Source organism: Pseudoduganella sp. GW821-FHT11H04 (assembly GCF_058807935.1).
In genome coordinates, this window is the sequence record NZ_JBXARE010000003.1 from 187,981 (window position 1) to 208,921 (window position 20,941).

The window sequence follows — 20,941 nt, forward strand, 5'->3', positions numbered from 1 at the left end:
TCTATTCAAACAGTGGGGCGATGGCGAGGGGGGTGTTTTGGCTGACTACCTGGCCTTGGCTTGACCAGTCGGTGAAGCGGTAAGTGGCGGTGCGGTAGGCGCCGTATGCTTCGCCATCGAAGGCTGGGCCGTCCACTACCGGCAGCGGGGCTTCGCGTTGGCCGTATTTAGCTTGCACCAGGGCGTCGGCGCGGTTGCCGAAGACGAAGCGGACACCGGAACATTTCTTGTAGCCGTATGAAGTGTCAACGTAACGCTGGTATGCCAGCGCCTGTTCACATGCAGTGCGCAGGTCGGTCGACTCATAAATGCCGTCGTTGCGGCTCAGGATCGTCACCCGAGGTACGAAACGGTAACTGGCCATGCGCCGGTTCAGCGCCAGCACGGCGTTGTCGTCATAGGCCGCTTTCAGCAACGGGAAGACGGCGCGGCCGGTGGCGTCCAGAGGCAGGTTCAATTGCGTGTTCTTGCCTGTCAGCGTCAGGTGCAGGCCATCCAGCGTGGCCGACTGTTCGCGTGGGCTCACTTCATAATGGATCTGCAGGAAGTTCTTCGGTTTGCCGTATTTGGCAAACACCACCATCTGGCGATATGCGTCGCGATAGCTGACCCACTCCTCCTGCGCCTGGACGGCACAGGTCACCACGACCAGGCACAGGGCCGGCAGTGTGGTGCGGAGTATGGTCAAAGTCTTCATTAGAATCGGTAAGCCAGTGCTGTTGATACGGAATAGTTAGTTGCCCGCTCGACCAGCGGGCTGTCTTTGGCATCGCCGACCAGGCGGTTCACCGACGCGCCGGAAGTCAGGATCCAGTTCGGGCTCAATGCCCAGTTCCAGCGTACGCCTGCGCGCACTTCCTGCACGCCAGCGCCAGGACGGTAGTCGCTCTTGGTGTTGGCGCGTTCGGCTTCGTCCTGGGTGACGCCGAACCAGGTTTCGTTATAAGCACGGTTGGCGACGGAAACGCCGGCCGACAGCACGACGGTGTGGTGCGGCACCACGTCTTCCATCATGTACTGCACGGCGGTGTGCAAGCGCGCGCCGTTGTGGTCCTTGCCACTGCCATAGAACAGGGTATTGGTCAGGCGCAGCTTGGGCGACAAGTAGTAGTTGAAGAAGCCGCCGAACAGGATGCGGCGCTTGATCACGTCCATGTGCTCCAGGCGGTTCTCGCTGCCGACGTCCGCATCTTTCGGGGCGAAGCCAACGGGCTTGGTGGTCTGGAAAACGCGCGAGCCCGCGCCATCACTCACGCCGCCGGCGCCGAACGACAGGCCATCCTGGTCACGGCGCGGCGACAGGGTCAGCATCGGGCCGAATTCCATCGCGGGCGATTGCGACAGGTGCCAGCCGAGCGAAGTGCCCGACACGAAGATCCCATTACTCCATTGGACTTGCAGTACCGGCAGCGGCCGAATGCGGTTTTCTGCCGAGCCGTCATAGCGCGGAATGGATTGAGCGCCCACGCCAATATACATATCCCGGCTGCCGTCAGGCATCGGGTTAGTAGCCGGGGTCTGCGCTGCTACAGAGCTGCATGCGCCGGCGATGGCGAGAAACAAGTACTGTCGCATATTGAAAGTCTTACGGTTCGGAATGGCGGATATTGTAATTGCAATACCTTCCAAAGCCGCTAAAACGCTCAGCTCCCAGGCAAAATCCGTTGTGAATTGCGCAAAGTGATAGCGTAATCATAGAGAAACGGGTTAAAAAAATCCGCCGAGAGCTGTACGCTTTTTGTCGGAAATTTGTACAGCGGTTCCCGCATGTGATTGTTTCTAATACAATGCGCGGTGATGAATCGCCTGTTCTTCCGCTTTTTTATACTGGTGATGCTGTCCATCAGTGCGGCGGCATTCATCGTCTATTTCGCGATCAATCGTCTCTTTGGCGACCCGCTGGATTCGATCGCGCGGCGCCAGGCCTCGGCGCAAATCTTCCTTCTAGAGCAGTACATTGACCAGGCGCCGGCTGACGAATGGCTGGACCGTTTGAACCGCGTGCGCGAGGTGTCGGGCGTGCGTTTTGAGCTGGTGCCGCTGTCCGAGGTGCGCAGGCAGATCTCCGGTGCGGATATAGCGGGCTTTGAACGCGGCGGCGTGGTGCTGGACATCGGCCGCAAGTCCTTCTACCGCCGGGTCGACCTGTTGGGCGAACGCTACATTGGCAGTAATGAGGAGGCGCTGGTGGCGCAAGACCTGCCGATCGATATCGGCTTTGCACTGTCGATGGAAGCGGTGCGCTACCTGATCGTGGCGCTGGTGCTGCTGATTCCTATCGCGGCCTGGTCCCGTTCGCACTGGCAAGGATTGCAGCAGCTGTCCGATGTGGCGGACCGCTTCGGCGGCGGTGAGCTCGGGGCGCGGGCACATATGGAGCCGGAGGACAGCATCTATCCCCTGGCCGAGCGTATCAACCACATGGCCGACCGCATCGAGCGCCTGCTCGATTCGCAGCGCAACCTGCTGCATTCCGTGGGTCATGAAATCCGTACGCCAATCGCGCGGCTGGAATTCGCGTTGGAGCTGCTGCGCGACGTGGCCGAGAATCCGGCCCTGGACAAGCGCATCAACGCCATGGAAGGCGACCTGCGCGAGCTAAAAGAGCTGGTCAACGAGCTTCTGGGTATGACGCGCCTGGACGCCGAGCCTCACCTGCAGCGCAAGCCGATCGACCTGGGCTCGGCGCTGGCCCATTGCAGCGAGACCCTGCCGCCGTCCGAAGGCATGGTGCTGGAAATGGAACTTGGCGCCGACCTGGGCAAGATCGGCGGCGACCAGCGCTTGCTGGAACGCGCCGTGGGCAACCTTCTGCGCAATGCGCTGAAGTACGGAACGCGCTCGGTGCGCTTGGCAGCGGTGCGCATGGGCAGCGTAGTGCAGGTGGTGGTGGAAGACGACGGTCCCGGCATTCCATATGCCGAGCGCGAACGCATCTTCGAACCGTTCTATCGCCTGGACCGCAGCCGCGACCGCAACACGGGCGGCTTCGGTTTAGGCTTATCCATCGCGCGCAAGGCGGTGGAGCTGCATGGCGGCACGCTGTCAGTCGGCACCTCTGCCCTGGGCGGAGCGCGCTTCACGATCACGCTGCCTGGCTAACAAGCGGTCTTGGTTTGCAGGCGATGCGGAGGCTTGTTTTCCTCGCCGCGGCCGATTCTTTCAAACTCCGAGATAACCTGGGCGCCGAACAGTAGCAAGGTGGCGCCAATCTCCAGGCTGAACATGACCACGATAGCGGTCGTCATTGAGCCATATACCAGGTTCACCTGCGACAGGGTGGAGAAATACCAGACCAGCACATGGCGCGCTATTTCCCACAGCGCGGTAGCAGTCGCGCCACCGATCAGGGCATGCGAGAGCGACAGGCGGCCGACCGGCATCACCAGGTAGATTGAGCTCAGCATGAGCACTTCCCCGGCCAGGCCCAGCAGGTAGAGCAGCACGCCCGACAGTCCATGCAGCGACCATTCGTAGCCGAACAGGTGAACGCTTTCCCTGCCGATGACCTGCAGGCTGCCTGCGACCAGGGTCATCACCAGTGCACCAACGCCAAGGAAGAGGATGTAGCAATACGGCAGGACGGCAGACACCAGGTAATGCCGCCGCCGCACACGGGCGCGATGCAGGAAGATAAAGCACATGGCGTTTTCGAGAACCGAAAAGGCCAGCGAGCTGAAGAACAGCATGACCAGCACCAGGGCCCAGCCGACCAGTTCGCGATGGTCAAGGAAATGGCCGACTTCCGCCACCACGGCCTCAGACTGGCCTGGAATTAGCCATTCCAGGTAGCGGCCGATGATTTGCAGCAGCTCCTGCTGGGGGATCACGTGCGAAAGGGCCACCACCACCAGCATGAGCAGCGGGACGATGGACAGCAGCGAGTAATAGGCGACGGCGCCCGCCAGCAGCAAGCCCTGGTTGGCCTTGAAACCCTTCAAGCAGCGAAGAGTAAAATCCAGGGGATGCGCCAGCACAAAGGCAACCGCCCTGTGCTTGAGTATTCGCATCGCCCCATTCTACGCCGAAGCTGAAATGTCCACCTTGGGGTCAGGAACAGGAGTGGACATTCCGGACGGAATGTCCACTCTCGTTCCTGACCCCAAGGTGGACATTTCTCTAGTGAACGATGTCGACGTAGCGCCAGTTGGTGAGCTCGACGGGGTGGCGTTTGTAGTTCTTCAGCCAGGGTTGCTGGATGTCGGCTGAGATCGGGTGGATCAGCAGCACCCAGGGGTTGTATGCGTGGATCAGCTGGTTCATCTCGCGGTAGAGGGCGTTGCGCACGGGACCGTCGCTGAGCTGGGTGGCTTTCTCGTAGCGGATGTTGTACTCGGGCAGGTTGAAGCGGGCGTAGTTGGCGCGGCCGCTGTTGGCGCCGTAGAGCAGCTGGTAGAAGTTTTCCCCATCTGGGAAATCGGCGACCCAGTTGGTTTCGAACATCTGCACCTTGCCCAGGCGGCTGGCTTTGATGATCTCGGTCTTTTTGTCGGTCTTGAAGCTGACGCGGATGCCGAGGGCAGTCAGGTTCTTGCGCCAGAGCTCGTCGCGCAGGCGGCCCACCATGGTTGGTTCGCTGTGCATGACCAGCGCCAGCGGCTGGCCATTCGGCAGGGTGCGATAGCCGTCCTTGCCGACCTTGTAGCCAAAACGGTCGAGCAGCGCCTTGGCAAGTTTGGGGTTGTAGCTGATCGGGCTGCGGTAGGCCGGGTCGTAGCCCAGTACATTGGGCGGCAAGGGACTTTGCGCGGGGATGGCGAGCCCTTTTTTGAGCAGGCTGATGTCTTCCGGGCCGTCATAGCCGAGTGCAATCGCGCGGCGCAGGGCGATTTTTTCCTTGCTGTAGCCGCCGATTACCGGGTCGTCCATGTTCATCCACATGTAATAGGTCTGCAGCACGGGGAAGGGCGAAAGCACCATGCCGCGTGCGGCCAGCTCTTTTTTCAGCACCGGCTGGGACGAGGCCGGGTCGAGCACCATGTCGCGCATGGACTCGGGCACCTGCTCGATATAGTCGAATTCCCCGTTCAGGAAGCCCAGCACGCGCGACTGGTATTCCTCCATGATCTTGACTTCGACCTTGTCGACCATTGGCAGGTGCTTGCCTTGCCAGACCTGATGGTAGCCCTTGTTGGCGGCCATCGTGATCTTGTCGCTGCGCTTCCACTGTTCCATAAAGAAGGGGCCGCTGCCAACGGGGTGGTTGCCGACTTGGCTGCCGTAGGCGTCGGTGACTTCTTTGGCGACGGCGCCGGTGGCCGGCAAGGCCAGGTAGAACAACAGGCTGGGGTCGGGCTCTTTCAGGGTCAGCCGCAAGGTGTATTTGTCGAGCGCTCTCAAATCGGCCAGTTTGCCTTCGAACATGAAGGCCCAAGGCGATTTGAGGGCGGGGTCGAGCAGGCGTTCGATGGCGAATTTATAGTCGGCCGCAGTAACTTCGCGCTTTTTCCCGTTAAATACTGGATCGTCGGCGAAGAACATCCCGGGCCGTACGTGCATGGTCCAGACCTTGCCGCTGGCGTCGCTGGTGGGCATCTCGCTCAGGCCGCTTGGCGCCAATTTGACCGGGCGCGCTTCGTAGTCATATCGCAGCATGGGGTCGAACAGGTTTTCAAGCAGGCTCAGGCTGGCGATATCGGATGCGACCGCAGGGTCGAGGCCGGTCTCGCCCGTGGAAAGCAAGGCGTGCAGGACTTTGTCGCCCGCCAGCGCGCTTGGTGCGGCGGCGGCAATGACGAGGGCGGCGGTGAGAACGCGAAGTCTTTTCATGCGGCAGAGCATAAGCCAGGGGGCGACGATACGCCAGCTTATAACTTTTTTACCCTATACTTTCGCTGCAAAAACCATCATAAGAAGCGCATTCATGTCCCTTAATTACATCTGGTCCGGCTTTTTCCTTGTTGGCTTCGCCGCCGCCTTCCTGCAATGGCTGTTCACGGGCGACACCGAGATCTTCAAGAAGGTCATCGACGGCACTTTCGATTCCGCCAAGTCGGCGGTGATGGAAATCGCCCTTCCGCTTGCCGGCATCATGACGCTCTGGCTGGGCTTGATGAAAGTGGGGGAAGAGGCAGGCGCCATCGGCTGGCTTGCGCGCATCATTTCGCCCTTCTTCTCGCGCATCTTCCCGGAAGTGCCGAAAGACCATCCGGCCACGGGCCATATGGTGATGAATTTCTCCGCCAACCTGCTGGGCCTGGACAACGCCGCCACGCCTTTCGGCCTGAAGGCGATGGAAAGCCTGCAGACGCTGAACCCGAACAAGGATACGGCCAGCAATGCGCAAATCATGTTCCTGGTGCTGCACACTTCCGGGCTGACGCTGATCCCGCTGGCGATCATGGCACAGCGCGCGATTCTCGGTGCGGCCGACCCTTCCGACATCTTCATCCCCTGCATCATCGCGACCTATGTAGCGACCATGGTCGGCATCATCACGGTCTCGATCCGCCAGCGCATCAACCTGTTCGACAAGGTGGTGCTGGGCTGGCTGGGCGGCATGACGGCTGCCATTGGCGGCTTGATCTACTACTTCACCCAATACCTGACCCGCGATCAGATCGAAGTGGTGTCCAAGGTCGCCAGTAACCTGATCCTGATCGCAATCATTTCCGCCTTCCTGCTTGGCGCGCTGCGCAAGAAGGTCAATGTCTATGAAGCCTTTATCGAAGGCGCCAAGGGCGGTATCCAGACTTCGCTCACCGTGATTCCCTACCTGGTGGGCATGCTGGTGGCGATCAGCGTGATCCGCAATGCGGGCGTGCTGGGCATGATCATGGATGGCGCCACCTGGGTGTTGACCCAGCTTGGTTTGGCCACCGATTTCGTGCCGTCCCTGCCGACGGCCCTGATGCGCCCATTCAGCGGCAGCGGCTCGCGCGCCCTGATGATTGATGCCATGAAAACCTATGGCCCGGATTCCTTCGTGGGACGCTTGGCTTGTATGTTCCAGGGCTCGGCCGACACCACCTTCTACATCGTGGCCCTGTATTTCGGCTCGGTCGGCATCCGCAAAACGCGCTATGCGATTTCCTGCGGCCTGATCGCGGACTTTGCCGGCGTGCTGGCGGCGATTGCAGTGGCTTACGTCTTCTTCGGATAAGGATTTTTCATGCGTCGACTCCTGCTTGCTTCTTTGTTCGCCGCCATCGGCGCCTCCGCCCACGCGGCACTGCCGGAAGCGATCGCACGCCTCGCTGCCGAAAAAGGCATTCCGGAAGACGCAATCGGCGCGCTGGTGCTGCGCGGCGACCAGGTGCTGGTGTCGAACGAGGCCTCGCGCACGTTTGTGCCGGCTTCGACGATGAAGCTGTTCACCACCATGGTGGGGCTCGAGGTGCTGGGCCCGCAGTTCCGCGGCCGCACCGAGCTGCGCACGCCCGGCACAGTGTCCAACGGTGTACTGAAGGGCGACCTTGTGCTGCGCGGCGGCGCCGATGTCGACCTGACCGCCGACGCTTTCACGCATATGCTGGAAAAGCTGCGCACCAAGGGCATCCGCAAGATCGAAGGCAACCTGATTCTGGACCGCCAGCTGTGGCAACCAGCGCGCGCCGATACCGGCGTCCCGCCCTTCGATGAATCACCAGAGGCCTACTACAACCTGATTCCCGATGCGCTGCTGCTGAACATGAATCTTCAGACGCTCGACATTTCTTCGGATGCGAATTCAATCAAGGCCAGCGCCTTGCCGGAATTGGACAATGTGCGCGTGCGCTCCGATATGACGCTGGTAAATGGCGACTGCGCCAAGTGGGAAGAAGGCTGGAAGATCCCCGAATACGTCCGCAACGGCTCGCGCGTAACCGTGGTGCTGAAGGGGACATTCCCCCGCAACTGCAGCAAGACCAATGTGATCAACGTCCTCGATCGCACCGACTACGCCGAACGCCTGTTCCGCGCCACGTGGGAGCGGCTTGGCGGGCGCTTTACCGGCAAGGCATACGAGGCCTCGGCCGGCGAGTCGCAAGCCTACAGCAGCCTGCCTTCGACCCTGCTGGCGGAACATGTGAGCCGTTCGCTGCCCGAGCTGGTTCGCGACACCAACAAGTCCTCCGACAACGGCCTGGCCCGCACCATCTTCCTGAGCCTGGGCAGCCTGCAAGCCGATCCGGTGCTAGGCAGCCGTCCGATCACCGACGCGGCACCGATGGAAATCCCAGGTGGAGCCGAGGCAGTGCCAGCCCCCATGAGTACCAACGCCCGAGCGGAAATGATGATCCGGAACTGGCTGCGGGCCCACGGCATCGACGATAACGGCATGGTGTTCGAAAACGGTTCCGGCCTGTCGCGCGTGGAGCGCTACAGCCCCGAGCAGATGGCTGGCTTGCTGAAAGCTGCGCAGACTTCGCTGTGGGCGCCGGAATTCCTCACCAGCCTGCCGATTGCCGCCATCGACGGCACCATGAAGCGCCGCCTGAAAGACAGCCCGGCCGCGATGCACGCCCGCGTGAAAACCGGTTCGATCAAGAACGTCATCTCGGTCGCCGGCTACGTGCCGGACGCTAACGGCCAGCAGTGCATCGTGGTGGTCACGGTGAACCACGAGCGCGCCGGCAATGGCAATGGCCGTGCTATCGTGGACGGGATAATTGATTGGGTCGCAAGAGATGGCAAAGCAAAATAAGGGTATCAAGACCGCGGCACTGGCTGCGGTTGTAGCGGTGGCAGCATATTGGTACTGGTCGCCGCTGCTGGTCGTGCACCAGATGAAGGAAGCGGTGCGTTCGCGCGACGTTGAGGCCTTCAACAGCCATGTGGACTATCCGGCGCTGCGTGAGCATATGAAGGATGACATCGCCGGCAAGCCTGGCGATGGCGCTCTCGATGGCCTGGGACGGCTGCTTGGCGGCGTGGTAGTCGAGGCCCTGGTGCGTCCGGAGGCTGTGATGTTCGTGCTGGAGCACGGCGATTTCGCGAAGAAGAAGCACCGAGACGAACCGACAGTGGAAGCGCCACGCGACGAAGCCCCGCCACCCGCCGAGAACAAGCCGAAATGGGTGACCGAGCGTGAAGGTGTGAACCGCTACATCATCCGCAACGACAAGATCGCCCTGGTCCTGGTGCGCAACGGCTTTGCGGACTGGAAGCTGTCCGAGCTCCGCTTATAAGACGCGAGTGTAGTCGCGGCGCACCAGCACGCGGTCGCCGCAATCGAAATGCCACCACTCGGTTTTGATGCCGACGAAGCCCGCCTGGAACATGGCGTCGCGCAGCAATTGGCGATTGGCCACCTGGGCGGCGCTTAGTTCGCCGCTGGCGAGGAACTGCTCTTCCAGCGCAGGGTGGGACAACTCGGTCATATCGTCGAAACCGGTTCCCATATCCAGTTCCCGGCCTGAGGGATCGAGGATGGTGAGATCGACCGCCATGCCGAAGGAATGGATCGAGCCGCGCTCCGGCGGCGCCAGGTACATCTGCAGCGTGGTCCCTTCCAATGCATCCCACAACTCTTCCTGCACGCGGTGCGGGCGCAGGGCGTCCAATAACAACACCTTGTAGCCCGGCGCTTTCTGCGCCAGCCAGGCCACGACACGTTCGACGGCTGCGGCGGCATCGCGGTGCAGCCAGGCGCAATCGAGGGGCGAATACAGGTCGCGGCCCACGAAGTTATCCGGCCCGGCATAACGCAAGTCCACGGCGATGCCGGCAATGCTGCTCAAATGGCGGAAAGCTGGATTGCCGGGGACGTCTTCGCTGCGGATGGTATTGCTCATTACTGCTTCGGCTTTGGCGCGGTCAGCACGTCGAGGATGGCGGCGGATTCGGCATCCGGCTCGCCGTCCCATTTGCTGTTGCGGTATTTCGCCTGGAAGACGACCAGCACATTGTGGGTTTCCGGATCGAGTACGCCGGTTTGCGGGGTAGCATAGCCGTGCAGCGCCAGTTTTTGCTGGAACCAGGCAATGTCTGGCAACTGTTCCTGGTATTTGGGCAGGGCGGCGGCAACAGCGTTGGCGTCCGGCCAGGCGATCAGGCCTTCGTCGGCCAGGCGCTTCCATGGGAATAGCGGACCCGGATCCTGCTTGCGCTGCGGCGCCACGTCGGCGTGGCCGAGGAAGTTTTCCGGTGCGATCTGGTGGCGCTCCTTGATCTGCTTGAGCAGGGCAACCAGCTGGTCCATCTGGCGGTCGCTGAACTGGAACCAGTGGCGGCCGTCCGCTTCATCCTTGAAGCCCGGGTTGACAATTTCGATGCCGATCGAGCTGTGATTCAGGGCGGTGTAGTTCTTCCAGCTGCTCAAGCCTGCGTGCCAGGCGGCGCGGTTTTCATCGACCAGGGCGTAGATGCGTGGCTCAGGCTCGTCAGTGACGAGGTAGTGTGCGCTCACCTCCTGCTCCGTCAGCACCTTGATCGACAGCGGCAGGTCGATTGCCGTGTAATGCAGCACCACAAAGCGCACGCGGCTGCTTTGCCCCTTGGAAGTCAGGGAATGGTCGATGTTCGGCAGCGGCGTGGCGCAACCGGTCAGCACGGCAATCAGGGAGGCAAGCAGCAGTTTTCTCATAATTTCTCGGGTTAGTTGCGCGGCAAGGATGCCAGCCGCGCAGCCGCATGATGCGGTGTGGCGCTATGCTTTTGCAAATTCAATCCAAGCGGCAGTTCCGAGCGCATGGCTTCGAAAATCAGCGGGTGCAGTTCTGCGGCGCGGCCGCATATGGCAATTGGCCGTTCGCCGAAGCGCGTCACCATGGCGAGCGCGATGCGGGCCAGTTCGCGCCCTGCCTGAAGCAGGATGTGGCGGGCTGCCGGGTCGGCGCCGGCGCTCATGGCCACGGCCAGCGCCAGCTTGCCAACCTCACCGCGCTCCTTGGTGTTCATAAAGCTGCGGGAGAAGGCCCAGTCGCTGCCGCCGACGTGGTCGAACACGGCGTGTGCCATTGGCGAATCCTGCCAGCAGCCCGGTTGCTCGTCCTCGCCGCGCCAGATGCGGCGCATGGCTTCGCGCGCGATCCAGTAGCCGCCACCGGCATCGTCCAGCGTGACGCCACGGCCGCCGGCGCGGTGGAATTCGCCTTGTTCGTCGATGAAGGCGGCAATCGAGCCGGTGCCGGCGTAGACCAGGTAGCCTTCGCCGGGCTCGAAAGCATCGAGGTAGGCGATCTCAATATCGTTGCAAAGGGTGATCGCATCGCTGCGCACGCCGAGAAGGCTGGCCAGCCAGTCGACCAGCACTGTGCCCTCGCCGCTGAAACCTGTCAGCCCGGCGCATACGCGCGCCGGTTTGCCGGTTGCCAGCACGTCGTTCGTCAATTGGCTGAATATCGCGTGGACTTGTTCGCGGCCAGCCGGCCTGGCCATCATCAAGGCGGAAAGCCCCGGGACCACGCCTTCGGCCACAATCTGTCCTGCGGTATCGGACAACGCCCAGCGCGTCTCCGTTCCGCCCGCATCAATGCCTAAACCCAGGGTACGATCGGTGTCAGGTTTGCCCATGATCTGTCGAGTGTACGTTGTAATGGTGACATCTTTACACGAAAGGACGTTCTCCTCCCATTTCGATAAGTTATGGCGCTGCGGAAACTCTTGGACTTTCGTTGCCAAGACGGTCGACGGCGGAAACCACCACGCTGCGCGCCGGCACGCCGTTATCGTCGGTCAATACTACTTCGCTGCGGCCAGCCGGCACCACATTGAAACGCCATTCCTCGCCATAACGTGCCCAGATAGCAAGGTGCGTGGCGCGCGCGGCATTGCCGAGTATGACAGCCAGGCCGCTGGCATGGCGCTTGACTGAGACAGTCGGCGCGGGCGGGGCTTCGCTGCCAAGCCATGGAGAGGCCGGCACCAGGGCCGGGCCCTGGTAGCTGGCGTTTTTCAGCTGGTCGCTCACGCCTTTGCGGTTTTGCATCAGCGCGGCGATGCTGAAGTGGATGTGGCCATTGGCGTTGGCGCGGCCGCGCAGTACGCCGACCTGCTGCACGATTTCGTCAGGCGTGAAGGATTTGCTGCTGTCGTCGATGCGGCTGGTGTACAGGCCGGGCCAGATATGGCGGCCACGCTTGTTCTGGCCAAGCCAGTAATCGAGCAGCACGGGGAAGGCTTGCGGCTGCTGGGCGATTGGCCAGTACAGCTGCGGCGCCAGGTAATCGAGCCAGCCGTTCTGCAGCCAGGTTTCGGCGTCGGCATACAGCTTGTCGTACTGGCTGAAACCCTGGATGCCGGGCGGCCGGCGGTCCGGGCGGCCAATGCCGAAGGGGCTGATGCCAAAGCGTACCCAGGACTTTTCCTTGTGGATGCCTGTGTTGAGGGCTTCGATCAGCTGGTTGACGTTCTGGCGGCGCCAGTTGGCGCGGTCCAGGGTGCCGCCGCCTTGCTGGTAGCGCTGGAACGACACGGCGTCCGGGAATTCCAGTTCCGGCTTGTTGCCGTTCGATGGCGCATCCAGCGCCGCCTCGCCGCCATTGGCGCCGGGGGCTTCGATCGGGTAGGGGTAGAAATAATCGTCGATGTGGACGCCGTCGATATCGTAGCGGCGCACCACGTCCAGGATCACGTCCAGGGTTTGCTGGGCGGCGGCTTCCTCGCCCGGGTCCATCCATTGGAACTTGCCGTACTGGCGCACCACCTGCGGCTTGGTGCTGGCGATGTGTTCGCGCGCGTTCGGCGTGCGTGCGGCGGAGTGGCGTGCGCGGTAAGGATTGAACCAGGCATGCAGCTCAAGGCCGCGTGCGTGGGCCTGGCTGATCCAGAAGGCCAGCGGATCCCAGGCCGGCTCCGGCGCCCTGCCTTGCTGGCCGGTCAGGAATTCCGACCACGGTTCCAGCTTGGAGGGGTAGATGGCGTCCGCGCTGGGGCGCACTTGCAACACGATGGCGTTCAGGTGCAGCGCCTTGGCGCGGTCGAGGATGGCGATGGCTTCCGCCTGCTGGCGCGCGGGCGGCAGGTTGCTGCGGCTTGGCCAGTCGATATTGGCGACCGTGGACACCCAGGCGGCGCGGAATTCGCGCGGTGCGGCGGGCGGCTGTTCGCCGGTGATGGGCTGCTGCATCGGGGCGGCTGCGCCAGGAGCAGGCGCGTTGCCGCCGGCGCCTGCCGGGGAAGCCGCGGCTTCCCCGTCGGCTGGGGCGGTGGGCGACGTCGCACATGCCCCCATCAATGCGGCCACGCCGGCCGCGGCGGCGGCTATGGTCAGCCGCCTTTTCGCATTAAAAGCCAAAACCTAATCCTCACATCAGCAGGAGCCGTATTCTACCTACTATTCGCGGCCGAACTCGGGGTCTATCTTGATCAGGGCCGTCATGATGAAGGCGGGGATGGTCGCCGTGCAGGCGTAAATGAAGAAGTGCTGGTAACCCAGGATCTCCTGGATCTTCCCGCTGGCCATCTGCGGAATCATCATGCCAAGCGCCATGAAGCCGGTGCAGATCGAGTAGTGGGCAGTCTTGTGCTCGCCCTGGCTGACCATGATCATGTACATCATGAAGGAGGTAAAGCCCAGGCCATAGCCAAACTGCTCAATCGCCAGGCAGGTCGAAATCCAGGCGAAACCCTGGGGCTGGGCTTGCGACAGGTAGACAAAGACCAGGTCCGGAATGTGGATGGCAATCGCGAAAGGCCACAGGCAGCGCTTGAGGCCAAAGCGGGAGATCAGCCAGCCGCCCGCCAGGCCGCCCAGGATCAGGCCAATGATGCCCACCGTGCCATAGGCAATGCCCACGTCGGCGGTGCTCATGCCGAGGCCGCCTTTTTCCAGCGGGTCTTTCAGGAAGGGCACCACCATCTTCAGCAGCTGCGACTCGCCAAGGCGGAACAGCAGCAGGAACAGCAGGATGACGACAATGCCTTCTTTGCGGAAGAAAGCGCCGAAGGTGGCAAAGAATTCCTGCATCGGCGACACCGCGTGCTTGGCCGGTGCATCTTCCGCCGGCTTGGGCAGCGCGAAGAAATGGTAGATCGCCAGCGCCAGGAACACCGCTCCCGCCACGCCGAAGGTCACGGCCCAGGCCATATGCGGGTTGCCGTAATACTTGATGATTTCACCGGCGAGGAAAAGCAGGCCGCCATTGCAGGCCACATTGGCCGCGCGATAGAAGGTGCTGCGCACGCCGACGAATTCGGCCTGCTGCTTCTGCCGCAGGCCAAGCATGTAGAAGCCGTCCGCCGCGATATCGTGGGTGGCGGAGCTGAAGGCCATCAACCATAAAACGCCAAGGCTTAGCTGGAAGAAGTTCGATAGCGGCAGCGTGAAGGCGACCGCGCCCAGCGACACACCCAGCACCATCTGCAGGATGGCGACCCAGGCGCGCTTGGTGCCGAACATTTCGATCAGTGGGGACCAGAGCGGCTTGATGACCCAGGGCAGGTACAGCCAGCCGGTGTAGAACGCCATGTCCGCGTTGGAGATGCCGAGGTCTTTGTACATTGCGGTGGACAGCGCCATGACCGCAAAGTAGGGAATGCCCTGGTTGAAATACAGTGTCGGGACCCAGCCCCAGGGGCTGCGTTGCTGCGCTCGATCCATTACGTCCTTTCTTATCGGCCGAGCGCGCCGCGTACGCTACCCTTGGCCTGGCCCAGCAAGTCTTGCGCTTGCTGGACCGTGGTTTTCTTCAACAGGGCGACCACCGCCACTTTGACGTGGAAACCGCACTGTTCCAGCGTTTTGCGGGCTGCCTCTTCTTCGGCGCCGGTGGCGTGCATGGTGAGCCGCACCGTGCGTGCGTACAGCTTCGCATTGGTCGGCTTCAAGTCTACCATCAAGTTTCCATAAACCTTGTTCAGGCGGACCATGATGGCGCTGGAAATTGTATTCAGCACGATCTTCTGCGCGGTGCCTGCTTTCAGGCGCGTGCTGCCGGAAATGATTTCGTTGCCGGTATCGAGGGTGATGCCGAATTCTGCTTCCTTCACCACCGGTGCGCCGGGGTTGTTGGCGATGCCGATGGTCAGGGCGCCGGCATTACGCGCTGCTTCGATGGCCCCCAGCACATAAGGCGTGGTCCCCGAGGCGGCCAGCGCCAGCACCACGTCGTCTTTGCCTGGCTTCAGCGCCAGCAAGTCGCGCGCGCCCTGGGTACGGTCATCTTCCGCGCCTTCCACAGCCTTGAACATGGCGTCTGCACCGCCGGCGAGGATTGCGACCGCACGCTCGTACGGCCAGGAGAAGGTGGGATAGAGTTCGACGCTATCGAGTACGCCGAGGCGGCCCGAGGTTCCCGCGCCGACGTAGAGCAGGCGGCCGCCCGCTTCGATACGCGGCACGGCTGCTTCAATGGCTAGGGCAATGGAGGGGACGGCGGCGCGTACGGCCTGCACAGCGTTCAGCTGGTCGTCGGCAAAGGCAGCGACCAGCTGCTCTGTGGGATATTGGTCCAGTTCTAAATGCTGCGAACTGGGAGTTTCAGTTTTCAGCATATAAAGAAAGGCTTTATGCAGCCCTTCGCATCTCCGCCACAAAGTCGTAATGATCGCTGCGGCAGTAAGAGTGCGTGAGCTCGATCGCCTGTCCCGATTCAAGATAGGCGATACGGGTGATAAACAACACGGCCTGGCCTTCCGGCACTTCCAGCTGGCGCGCCAGTTCGGCCGAGGCATTCATTGCGCGGATATGCTGCAGCGCGCGCGCCGGTCCTTTGCCGACCGAATCCAGGTACTGGTAAAGCGAATCGCCGATCAATTCCGGATCGGCGACGATGGTTTGCGGCAGCACCGAAACTTCATACGCCATCACCACGTCATCGGCCAGGCGCAAGCGCTCCAGCCTTGCCACGCGGGTATTCGGCGATAAACCGAGACTCAGTTGTTCGTCCGCAGTTGCGGCAACAACGGCGCGTTTGAGCCAGCGAGAGCCGGGCTTGTAGCCGCGTTGGGACAGTTGTTCCGAGAAGCTGGTCAGGTTCGACAGCGGTTGTTCGATGCGCGGAGCGATATAGTTGCCCGAGCCGCGGCGGCGCACCACCAGGCCCTGGTCGACCAACTGGTCGATGGCCTTGCGCGCAGTGACGCGCGAAACGTTCAGCAATTCCGAAAGCGTTCGTTCGGAAGGCAATGCCTGGTCTACCTGATAGCGTCCGTTTCGAACATCGTCGCTCAACTTGCGGGCAATCTGCATGTACAGCGGCGAATTGTCTTGTTGATCTGGTTTGAATTCAGCGCTGGTGAGGCTCATTACTTTTCTCCTATAGTTGCTAGTGTAATAGCGAAAGCGAAATCACGCTGCTCTTTTCATTTACTGGTTGATGTTTTTGGCGATAGGAAAACGCATGCAAAAAGGTGTGCGCGCCTTGATTGGCGCGGTGCTGTTGAGCGGAATGGGCCATGCAGCGGCCAGCAAACTGGATGCTGAACTGGCGGCCATCGTGAACGATGCGCAGCATCCCTTATCAGGCTTGTCGGTGCTGGCGGTTCGTGATGGCAAGGTGGTTTATCAACAACAGTTCGGCCTGCGGCGGATGTCCGGCACAACTGCACCGGTGACGCCGCAGACCATGTTCCGCATCGCTTCCATTTCGAAATTGATGACCACCTTCGGCGTGATGAAGCTGGTGGAGGAAGGCGAGCTGTCGCTCGATGCCGATGCGGGCGACTATCTTGGTTTCGCGCTGCGCAATCCGAATTACCCGGCGCGCGCGATCACGCTGCGACATTTGCTGGGCCACACGTCAACGCTGAGTGACGACGCGGGTTATTCCTGGCCTAGCGGCACGGCGCTGCGCGATGTGCTGGTCCCCGAAGGCACAATGTGGGCGCGTGATGGCGAGCCTGGCCAGTACTTCACCTACTCCAACCTGAACTGGGCGGTAATCGGCACCATCATGGAGCGCGCGACGGGCGAGCGCTTCGACCGCTTGATGAAGCGCCTGCTGCTAACACCAATGGGCCTGCACGGCGGCTACAACCCTGCCGAATTCAGCGCGCAGGAAGTGGCCGACACGGCGACCCTGTATCGGCGGCGAACGCGCGATACGGAAATCTGGGACAACAAGGGTCCGTGGATCGCGCAGGTGGATGACTATGGCGTTGCAGCGCCGCAGCCGCCTGCCGGCATCGAGAAATATGTGATCGGCGCGAATGCCACGCCGTTCAGCCCGACCGGCGGCATGCGAATGTCTGCGCCCGATATGGGCAAGATCATGCTCATGTTGATCAACAATGGCCGTTACGAGGGCAAGCAAATCCTGAAGCCGGAGTCGCTGGCGATCATGTTCGGCGAGCAGTGGCGTTTCAACGGCGTCAATGGCGATAGGCTGAAAGGGCTGTATCACAGCTGGGGCCTGGGTGCGCAGCGCTTTGCCGATGTGCGGGGCAATATGGGCGGCTTGCCGAAAGATGGCCGCTTCCAGGCGGTCGGCCATCTTGGAGAAGCTTATGGCCTGATCTCCACCTTCGCCGTAGACTTGAAGAAGAAGCAGGGCATTGTGTCCCTGATCGGCGGCTTCGGCAGTGATCCGGAAGCCGACCCGGGCCACATTTCCGCCCATACCCGGGCCGAGGAAAAGATCCTCGATGCAATCTACCAACATGCCATCCTCAAGCACGGGGAGTGAACTGAAAGTATTTGCCACGAGGAAACATTGGCCTTAAGCTTGACGCTGCATATCTCGGAGATGTAATGGCAAATGGTCAGCAGGTAATAGTGATTGGCGGCGGCGTGGTCGGCCTGGCGTCAGCGTGGTGGCTGCTGGAAGCAGGCTTCCGCGTTACCCTGCTCGAGCGCGCGCCTACCGTTGGCTCTGCCGCCAGCTACCGCAATGGCGGGCAGCTGAGCTATCGCTATGTGTCGCCGCTGGCCGACGTCGGCGTCCCGAAAAAGGTGATGCAGTGGCTGTTTGAGAAAGACGGCCCACTGCGCTTCCGTCCTGAAGCCGACTACCGGCAATGGCGCTGGATCAGCCAATTCCTGAAAAACTGCAATGCCGAAACCAATGCCCGCATTACCGCCAAGCTCTTGCAGCTGAGTGAGCTGAGCCGGGAGTCATTGACCCAGCTGGAACTGAAACTGCCGCTGTCCAGGTTCAACTGGCGCAATGCCGGCAAGCTGGTGGTGTACCGCAGCGAGGAAGCCTTCAAGGCGGCGCTGGACAAGCCCGGCGTCGACGACAACCGCGCCGTGCTGTGGGGCGCCGATACGGCCCGTATCGAGCCTGCGTTGGCGCAAGTGGCCTCGAAGCTGGCCGGCGGCATTTTCAATCCCGGTGAAGCGGTGGCGGATTGCTATGCCTTCTGCATGGCGCTGGAAAGGCGCATTGTCGCCCACCCGCGCTTTGAGCGCTGCATGCATACTTCGGCGCGCCATATCTTTGTCGACCGCGGCAAGGTGTCAGCGATTGAGACCGATGCCGGCTGGATCACGGCCGACCACTACGTGCTGGCGGCCGGCATCCAGAGCCGCGACCTGGCCGCCACCGCCAACCTCGACTTGCCGATTTATCCGCTGAAGGGCTACAGCCTGACAGCGCCGATCGGCGAAGGGCATTTGTCGCCCAATATCAGCGTGACCGACTTTGAGCGCAAGACCTTGTACGCCCGCATCGGCAACGAACTGCGCATCGCAGCCATGGTTGACCTGGTGGGCGAAAACAAACGAATCGACCGGCGCCGGATTGCCAGCATGTCCCGCATGGCGCGCGAAACGATGCCCAATGCCGCTGACTACGACAAGGCCGAAGCCTGGGCAGGCCTGCGCCCCGCAACCCCAAACGGCGCCCCCATCATCGGCCCGACGCCATACCCCAACCTCTGGCTCAACGTCGGCCACGGCGGCCTGGGCTTCACGCTCGCCTGCGGCAGCGCCAACCTGCTCGCCACCCTGATGCGCGGCAAGGAAGCACCTTTCGAGCTCGACTTCCTGGCCTATAAGGCCTGAACCAGATAGTCGGCACGCGAAATGGATATGCCGCCCTGAAACCCGCCGGCCGCCGATATGGCGGATAATGGCGGGATGTCCAAATCCAAGACCCCTGTCGGCTGCCCATGCGGCGGTCCTTCTTTTGAGGCTTGCTGCGGCCCCTTTATCGAAGGGAAAGCCCTGCCGGAGACAGCTGAGCAGCTGATGCGCTCCCGCTATTCTGCCTATACGCTTCGGAATGAGCAGTATTTGTTGTCAACCTGGCACGAATCCACCCGCCCAAAAGAAAAAATAGTCGACCCGAACGAAAAGCTCCAATGGCTGGGACTTGAGGTAAAATCTGCTTTACGTTTACGTCAACGTAAAGCAGAGGCACAGCCGAACGAGGATTTTGTCGAGTTCGTCGCCCGCCTGCGCGTGAATGGCCGCGGCCAGCGTCTGCATGAGCTGAGCCGCTTCCTGCGCGAACCGGCCGAGGGTGGCTTGCGCTGGTATTACGTCGACGGCGAATTTCCAGAATAAGACAAGAGGACGAGACATGCCGCATATCGAAAGCAAACTCAATCCGCGCAGCGAGGACTTCAAAGCCAACGCCGTCGCCATGCAAGCCCTGGTCGATGACCTGCGCGCCAAAGTCGCAAAAGCGGCGCAAGGCGGCGGCGAAGCGGCCAGCGCCAAGCACGTGGCGCGCGGCAAGCTGCTGCCACGCGACCGCGTTCAGATGCTGCTCGATCCCGGCACACCCTTCCTCGAATTCTCGCAGCTGGCTGCCTACGATATGTACGACAACGCCGCTCCCGCAGCGGGCGTGATCACCGGCATCGGCCGCGTCAACGGCCAGGAATGCGTGATCGTGTGTAACGACGCCACCGTGAAGGGCGGCACCTACTACCCGATGACGGTGAAGAAACACCTGCGTGCGCAGGAGATCGCGGAGCAGAACAACCTGCCGTGCATCTACCTGGTGGACTCGGGCGGCGCCAACCTGCCGAACCAGGACGACGTGTTCCCGGACCGCGACCACTTCGGCCGTATCTTCTTCAACCAGGCCAATATGTCGGCCAAGGGCATCCCGCAAATCGCGGTGGTGATGGGTTCCTGCACTGCGGGCGGCGCTTACGTGCCGGCCATGTCGGACGAATCGATCATCGTGAAAGAACAGGGCACCATTTTCCTCGGCGGCCCTCCGCTGGTGAAGGCGGCGACCGGCGAAGTGGTTTCCGCTGAAGACCTGGGCGGCGGCGACGTGCACACCCGCCTGTCCGGCGTGGCCGACCACCTGGCGCAGGACGATATGCATGCGCTGTCGATGGCCCGCACCATCGTCTCCAACCTGAACCGCCAGAAGCCGCAGCAGGGCGTGCTGCGCGAAGCGGTGGAGCCGAAGTACGCGCCGGAAGAACTGTACGGCGTGATCCCGGTCGATACCCGCAAGCCTTTCGATATCCGCGAAGTGATCGCGCGTATCGTCGACGGCTCCGAATTCGATGAATTCAAGGCGCGCTACGGCACTACCCTGGTGTGCGGCTTCGCCCATATCTATGGCATGAAGGTCGGCATCATTGCCAACAACGGCATCCTGTTCTCCGAGTCCGCGCTGAAAGGCACGCACTTCATCGAACTGTGCTGCCAGCGCAAGATCCCGCTGGTCTTCCTGCAGAACATCACCGGCTTCATGGTCGGCCGCAAGTACGAAAACGAAGGCATCGCCCGTAACGGCGCCAAGATGGTGACCGCTGTGGCTACCGCCTCCGTGCCGAAATTCACCGTGATCATCGGCGGCTCCTTCGGCGCCGGCAACTACGGCATGTGCGGCCGCGCTTACTCGCCACGCATGTTGTGGATGTGGCCTAACGCCCGCATCTCCGTCATGGGCGGCGAGCAGGCCGCAGGCGTGCTGGCCACCGTCAAGCGCGACGGCATCGAAGGCAAGGGCGGCAAGTGGAGCGCTGAGGAAGAAGCTGCCTTCAAGCAGCCGATCAAGGAACAGTACGAGCACCAGGGCCACCCTTACTACGCCTCCGCGCGCCTGTGGGACGACGGCGTGATCGATCCAGCCGACACCCGCATGGTGCTGGGCCTGGGCCTGTCCGCTGCGCTGAACGCGCCAATCCCGGATACCAAGTTCGGCGTGTTCCGCATGTAAGGAGA

At 61.8% G+C, this 20,941-nt stretch carries 19 protein-coding genes; 8 read left to right on the plus strand and 11 right to left on the minus strand.

Annotation, left to right across the window (positions count from 1 at the left end; all coding sequences use genetic code 11):
* Window position 1: 1 nt before the first annotated feature.
* Window positions 2–697: a hypothetical protein gene (locus AC1RTP_RS07850; RefSeq protein WP_498606133.1), complete on the minus strand. Its 696-nt coding sequence runs from the start codon at window positions 695–697 to the stop codon at window positions 2–4.
* Window positions 697–1,575, minus strand: coding sequence for a MipA/OmpV family protein (locus AC1RTP_RS07855; RefSeq protein WP_498606136.1), 879 nt, complete (start codon window positions 1,573–1,575; stop codon window positions 697–699). The genes AC1RTP_RS07850 and AC1RTP_RS07855 overlap by 1 nt, the downstream gene beginning before the upstream one ends.
* A gap of 222 nt (window positions 1,576–1,797) precedes the next feature.
* Between AC1RTP_RS07855 and AC1RTP_RS07860 the strand changes: the two genes are divergently transcribed.
* Window positions 1,798–3,102 carry an ATP-binding protein gene (locus AC1RTP_RS07860; protein WP_498606139.1) on the plus strand — a complete coding sequence of 435 codons (1,305 nt, stop codon included), beginning with the start codon at window positions 1,798–1,800 and terminating at the stop codon, window positions 3,100–3,102.
* Here AC1RTP_RS07860 and AC1RTP_RS07865 read toward each other — a convergent pair.
* A complete protein-coding gene (locus tag AC1RTP_RS07865; protein ID WP_498606141.1) occupies window positions 3,099–4,010 on the minus strand; it encodes a YihY/virulence factor BrkB family protein in 912 nt (303 codons plus the stop codon). The genes AC1RTP_RS07860 and AC1RTP_RS07865 overlap by 4 nt on opposite strands.
* Before the next feature lie 109 nt (window positions 4,011–4,119).
* On the minus strand, window positions 4,120–5,769 hold the full coding sequence (locus AC1RTP_RS07870) for an ABC transporter substrate-binding protein (protein ID WP_498606143.1): 1,650 nt from the start codon (window positions 5,767–5,769) through the stop codon (window positions 4,120–4,122).
* A 94-nt stretch (window positions 5,770–5,863) separates the two neighbouring features.
* Here AC1RTP_RS07870 and AC1RTP_RS07875 point away from each other — a divergent pair, with 94 nt between their 5' ends.
* From AC1RTP_RS07875 to AC1RTP_RS07885, 3 genes are read left to right on the plus strand one after another with little or no spacing between them, the layout of a single operon-like run.
* Window positions 5,864–7,102, plus strand: coding sequence for a nucleoside recognition domain-containing protein (locus AC1RTP_RS07875; RefSeq protein WP_498606145.1), 1,239 nt, complete (start codon window positions 5,864–5,866; stop codon window positions 7,100–7,102).
* Window positions 7,103–7,111: 9 nt separating this feature from the next.
* The gene (dacB, locus tag AC1RTP_RS07880) at window positions 7,112–8,626 is read left to right on the plus strand and encodes a D-alanyl-D-alanine carboxypeptidase/D-alanyl-D-alanine endopeptidase (RefSeq protein WP_498606147.1); all 1,515 of its coding nucleotides are present in this window, start codon (window positions 7,112–7,114) and stop codon (window positions 8,624–8,626) included.
* Complete coding sequence (locus AC1RTP_RS07885; protein WP_498606150.1) at window positions 8,610–9,110, plus strand: DUF2939 domain-containing protein; 501 nt, start codon at window positions 8,610–8,612, stop codon at window positions 9,108–9,110. The genes dacB and AC1RTP_RS07885 overlap by 17 nt, the downstream gene beginning before the upstream one ends.
* Here the strand turns inward: AC1RTP_RS07885 and AC1RTP_RS07890 are convergent.
* The 7 genes from AC1RTP_RS07890 to AC1RTP_RS07920 form a co-directional block, all read right to left on the minus strand.
* Window positions 9,105–9,716 (minus strand): M15 family metallopeptidase, encoded by a 612-nt coding sequence (locus AC1RTP_RS07890; RefSeq protein WP_498606152.1) that lies wholly within the window; start codon window positions 9,714–9,716, stop codon window positions 9,105–9,107. The genes AC1RTP_RS07885 and AC1RTP_RS07890 overlap by 6 nt on opposite strands.
* Window positions 9,716–10,507 (minus strand): N-acetylmuramoyl-L-alanine amidase, encoded by a 792-nt coding sequence (locus AC1RTP_RS07895; RefSeq protein WP_498606154.1) that lies wholly within the window; start codon window positions 10,505–10,507, stop codon window positions 9,716–9,718. The genes AC1RTP_RS07890 and AC1RTP_RS07895 overlap by 1 nt, the downstream gene beginning before the upstream one ends.
* Before the next feature lie 11 nt (window positions 10,508–10,518).
* The gene (locus AC1RTP_RS07900; RefSeq protein ID WP_498606156.1) at window positions 10,519–11,436 is read right to left on the minus strand and encodes an N-acetylglucosamine kinase; all 918 of its coding nucleotides are present in this window, start codon (window positions 11,434–11,436) and stop codon (window positions 10,519–10,521) included.
* A gap of 70 nt (window positions 11,437–11,506) precedes the next feature.
* Window positions 11,507–13,159 (minus strand): glycoside hydrolase family 10-like protein, encoded by a 1,653-nt coding sequence (locus tag AC1RTP_RS07905; protein ID WP_498606158.1) that lies wholly within the window; start codon window positions 13,157–13,159, stop codon window positions 11,507–11,509.
* A gap of 39 nt (window positions 13,160–13,198) precedes the next feature.
* The gene (locus AC1RTP_RS07910; RefSeq protein ID WP_498606159.1) at window positions 13,199–14,464 is read right to left on the minus strand and encodes an MFS transporter; all 1,266 of its coding nucleotides are present in this window, start codon (window positions 14,462–14,464) and stop codon (window positions 13,199–13,201) included.
* An 11-nt stretch (window positions 14,465–14,475) separates the two neighbouring features.
* On the minus strand, window positions 14,476–15,357 hold the full coding sequence (gene murQ / locus AC1RTP_RS07915; RefSeq protein WP_498606161.1) for an N-acetylmuramic acid 6-phosphate etherase: 882 nt from the start codon (window positions 15,355–15,357) through the stop codon (window positions 14,476–14,478).
* 13 nt (window positions 15,358–15,370) lie between these two features.
* Window positions 15,371–16,111, minus strand: coding sequence for a GntR family transcriptional regulator (locus tag AC1RTP_RS07920; RefSeq protein WP_498606163.1), 741 nt, complete (start codon window positions 16,109–16,111; stop codon window positions 15,371–15,373).
* Window positions 16,112–16,205: 94 nt separating this feature from the next.
* On the opposite strand from AC1RTP_RS07920, the gene AC1RTP_RS07925 reads away from it, so the two are divergent.
* From AC1RTP_RS07925 to AC1RTP_RS07940, 4 genes are all read left to right on the plus strand, one after another.
* Window positions 16,206–17,489 carry a serine hydrolase domain-containing protein gene (locus AC1RTP_RS07925; RefSeq protein WP_498606165.1) on the plus strand — a complete coding sequence of 428 codons (1,284 nt, stop codon included), beginning with the start codon at window positions 16,206–16,208 and terminating at the stop codon, window positions 17,487–17,489.
* A gap of 65 nt (window positions 17,490–17,554) precedes the next feature.
* Window positions 17,555–18,808: a D-amino acid dehydrogenase gene (locus AC1RTP_RS07930; RefSeq protein ID WP_498606167.1), complete on the plus strand. Its 1,254-nt coding sequence runs from the start codon at window positions 17,555–17,557 to the stop codon at window positions 18,806–18,808.
* Between the two features lie 75 nt (window positions 18,809–18,883).
* Window positions 18,884–19,312: a YchJ family protein gene (locus tag AC1RTP_RS07935; RefSeq protein ID WP_498606168.1), complete on the plus strand. Its 429-nt coding sequence runs from the start codon at window positions 18,884–18,886 to the stop codon at window positions 19,310–19,312.
* A 16-nt stretch (window positions 19,313–19,328) separates the two neighbouring features.
* Entirely contained in the window at window positions 19,329–20,936 is a 1,608-nt protein-coding gene (locus AC1RTP_RS07940; RefSeq protein ID WP_498606170.1) for a carboxyl transferase domain-containing protein, read from the plus strand.
* Window positions 20,937–20,941 lie beyond the last annotated feature (5 nt).

What these genes read in the sequence shown, in the direction of transcription:
- AC1RTP_RS07850 (WP_498606133.1), bottom strand. Translation starts at nt 697, where the DNA reads ATGAAGACTTTGACCATACTCCGCACCACACTGCCGGCCCTGTGCCTG.
- AC1RTP_RS07855 (WP_498606136.1), bottom strand. Translation starts at nt 1,575, where the DNA reads ATGCGACAGTACTTGTTTCTCGCCATCGCCGGCGCATGCAGCTCTGTA.
- AC1RTP_RS07860 (WP_498606139.1), top strand. Translation starts at nt 1,798, where the DNA reads ATGAATCGCCTGTTCTTCCGCTTTTTTATACTGGTGATGCTGTCCATC.
- AC1RTP_RS07865 (WP_498606141.1), bottom strand. Translation starts at nt 4,010, where the DNA reads ATGCGAATACTCAAGCACAGGGCGGTTGCCTTTGTGCTGGCGCATCCC.
- AC1RTP_RS07870 (WP_498606143.1), bottom strand. Translation starts at nt 5,769, where the DNA reads ATGAAAAGACTTCGCGTTCTCACCGCCGCCCTCGTCATTGCCGCCGCC.
- AC1RTP_RS07875 (WP_498606145.1), top strand. Translation starts at nt 5,864, where the DNA reads ATGTCCCTTAATTACATCTGGTCCGGCTTTTTCCTTGTTGGCTTCGCC.
- dacB (WP_498606147.1), top strand. Translation starts at nt 7,112, where the DNA reads ATGCGTCGACTCCTGCTTGCTTCTTTGTTCGCCGCCATCGGCGCCTCC.
- AC1RTP_RS07885 (WP_498606150.1), top strand. Translation starts at nt 8,610, where the DNA reads ATGGCAAAGCAAAATAAGGGTATCAAGACCGCGGCACTGGCTGCGGTT.
- AC1RTP_RS07890 (WP_498606152.1), bottom strand. Translation starts at nt 9,716, where the DNA reads ATGAGCAATACCATCCGCAGCGAAGACGTCCCCGGCAATCCAGCTTTC.
- AC1RTP_RS07895 (WP_498606154.1), bottom strand. Translation starts at nt 10,507, where the DNA reads ATGAGAAAACTGCTGCTTGCCTCCCTGATTGCCGTGCTGACCGGTTGC.
- AC1RTP_RS07900 (WP_498606156.1), bottom strand. Translation starts at nt 11,436, where the DNA reads ATGGGCAAACCTGACACCGATCGTACCCTGGGTTTAGGCATTGATGCG.
- AC1RTP_RS07910 (WP_498606159.1), bottom strand. Translation starts at nt 14,464, where the DNA reads ATGGATCGAGCGCAGCAACGCAGCCCCTGGGGCTGGGTCCCGACACTG.
- murQ (WP_498606161.1), bottom strand. Translation starts at nt 15,357, where the DNA reads ATGCTGAAAACTGAAACTCCCAGTTCGCAGCATTTAGAACTGGACCAA.
- AC1RTP_RS07920 (WP_498606163.1), bottom strand. Translation starts at nt 16,111, where the DNA reads ATGAGCCTCACCAGCGCTGAATTCAAACCAGATCAACAAGACAATTCG.
- AC1RTP_RS07925 (WP_498606165.1), top strand. Translation starts at nt 16,206, where the DNA reads ATGCAAAAAGGTGTGCGCGCCTTGATTGGCGCGGTGCTGTTGAGCGGA.
- AC1RTP_RS07930 (WP_498606167.1), top strand. Translation starts at nt 17,555, where the DNA reads ATGGCAAATGGTCAGCAGGTAATAGTGATTGGCGGCGGCGTGGTCGGC.
- AC1RTP_RS07935 (WP_498606168.1), top strand. Translation starts at nt 18,884, where the DNA reads ATGTCCAAATCCAAGACCCCTGTCGGCTGCCCATGCGGCGGTCCTTCT.
- AC1RTP_RS07940 (WP_498606170.1), top strand. Translation starts at nt 19,329, where the DNA reads ATGCCGCATATCGAAAGCAAACTCAATCCGCGCAGCGAGGACTTCAAA.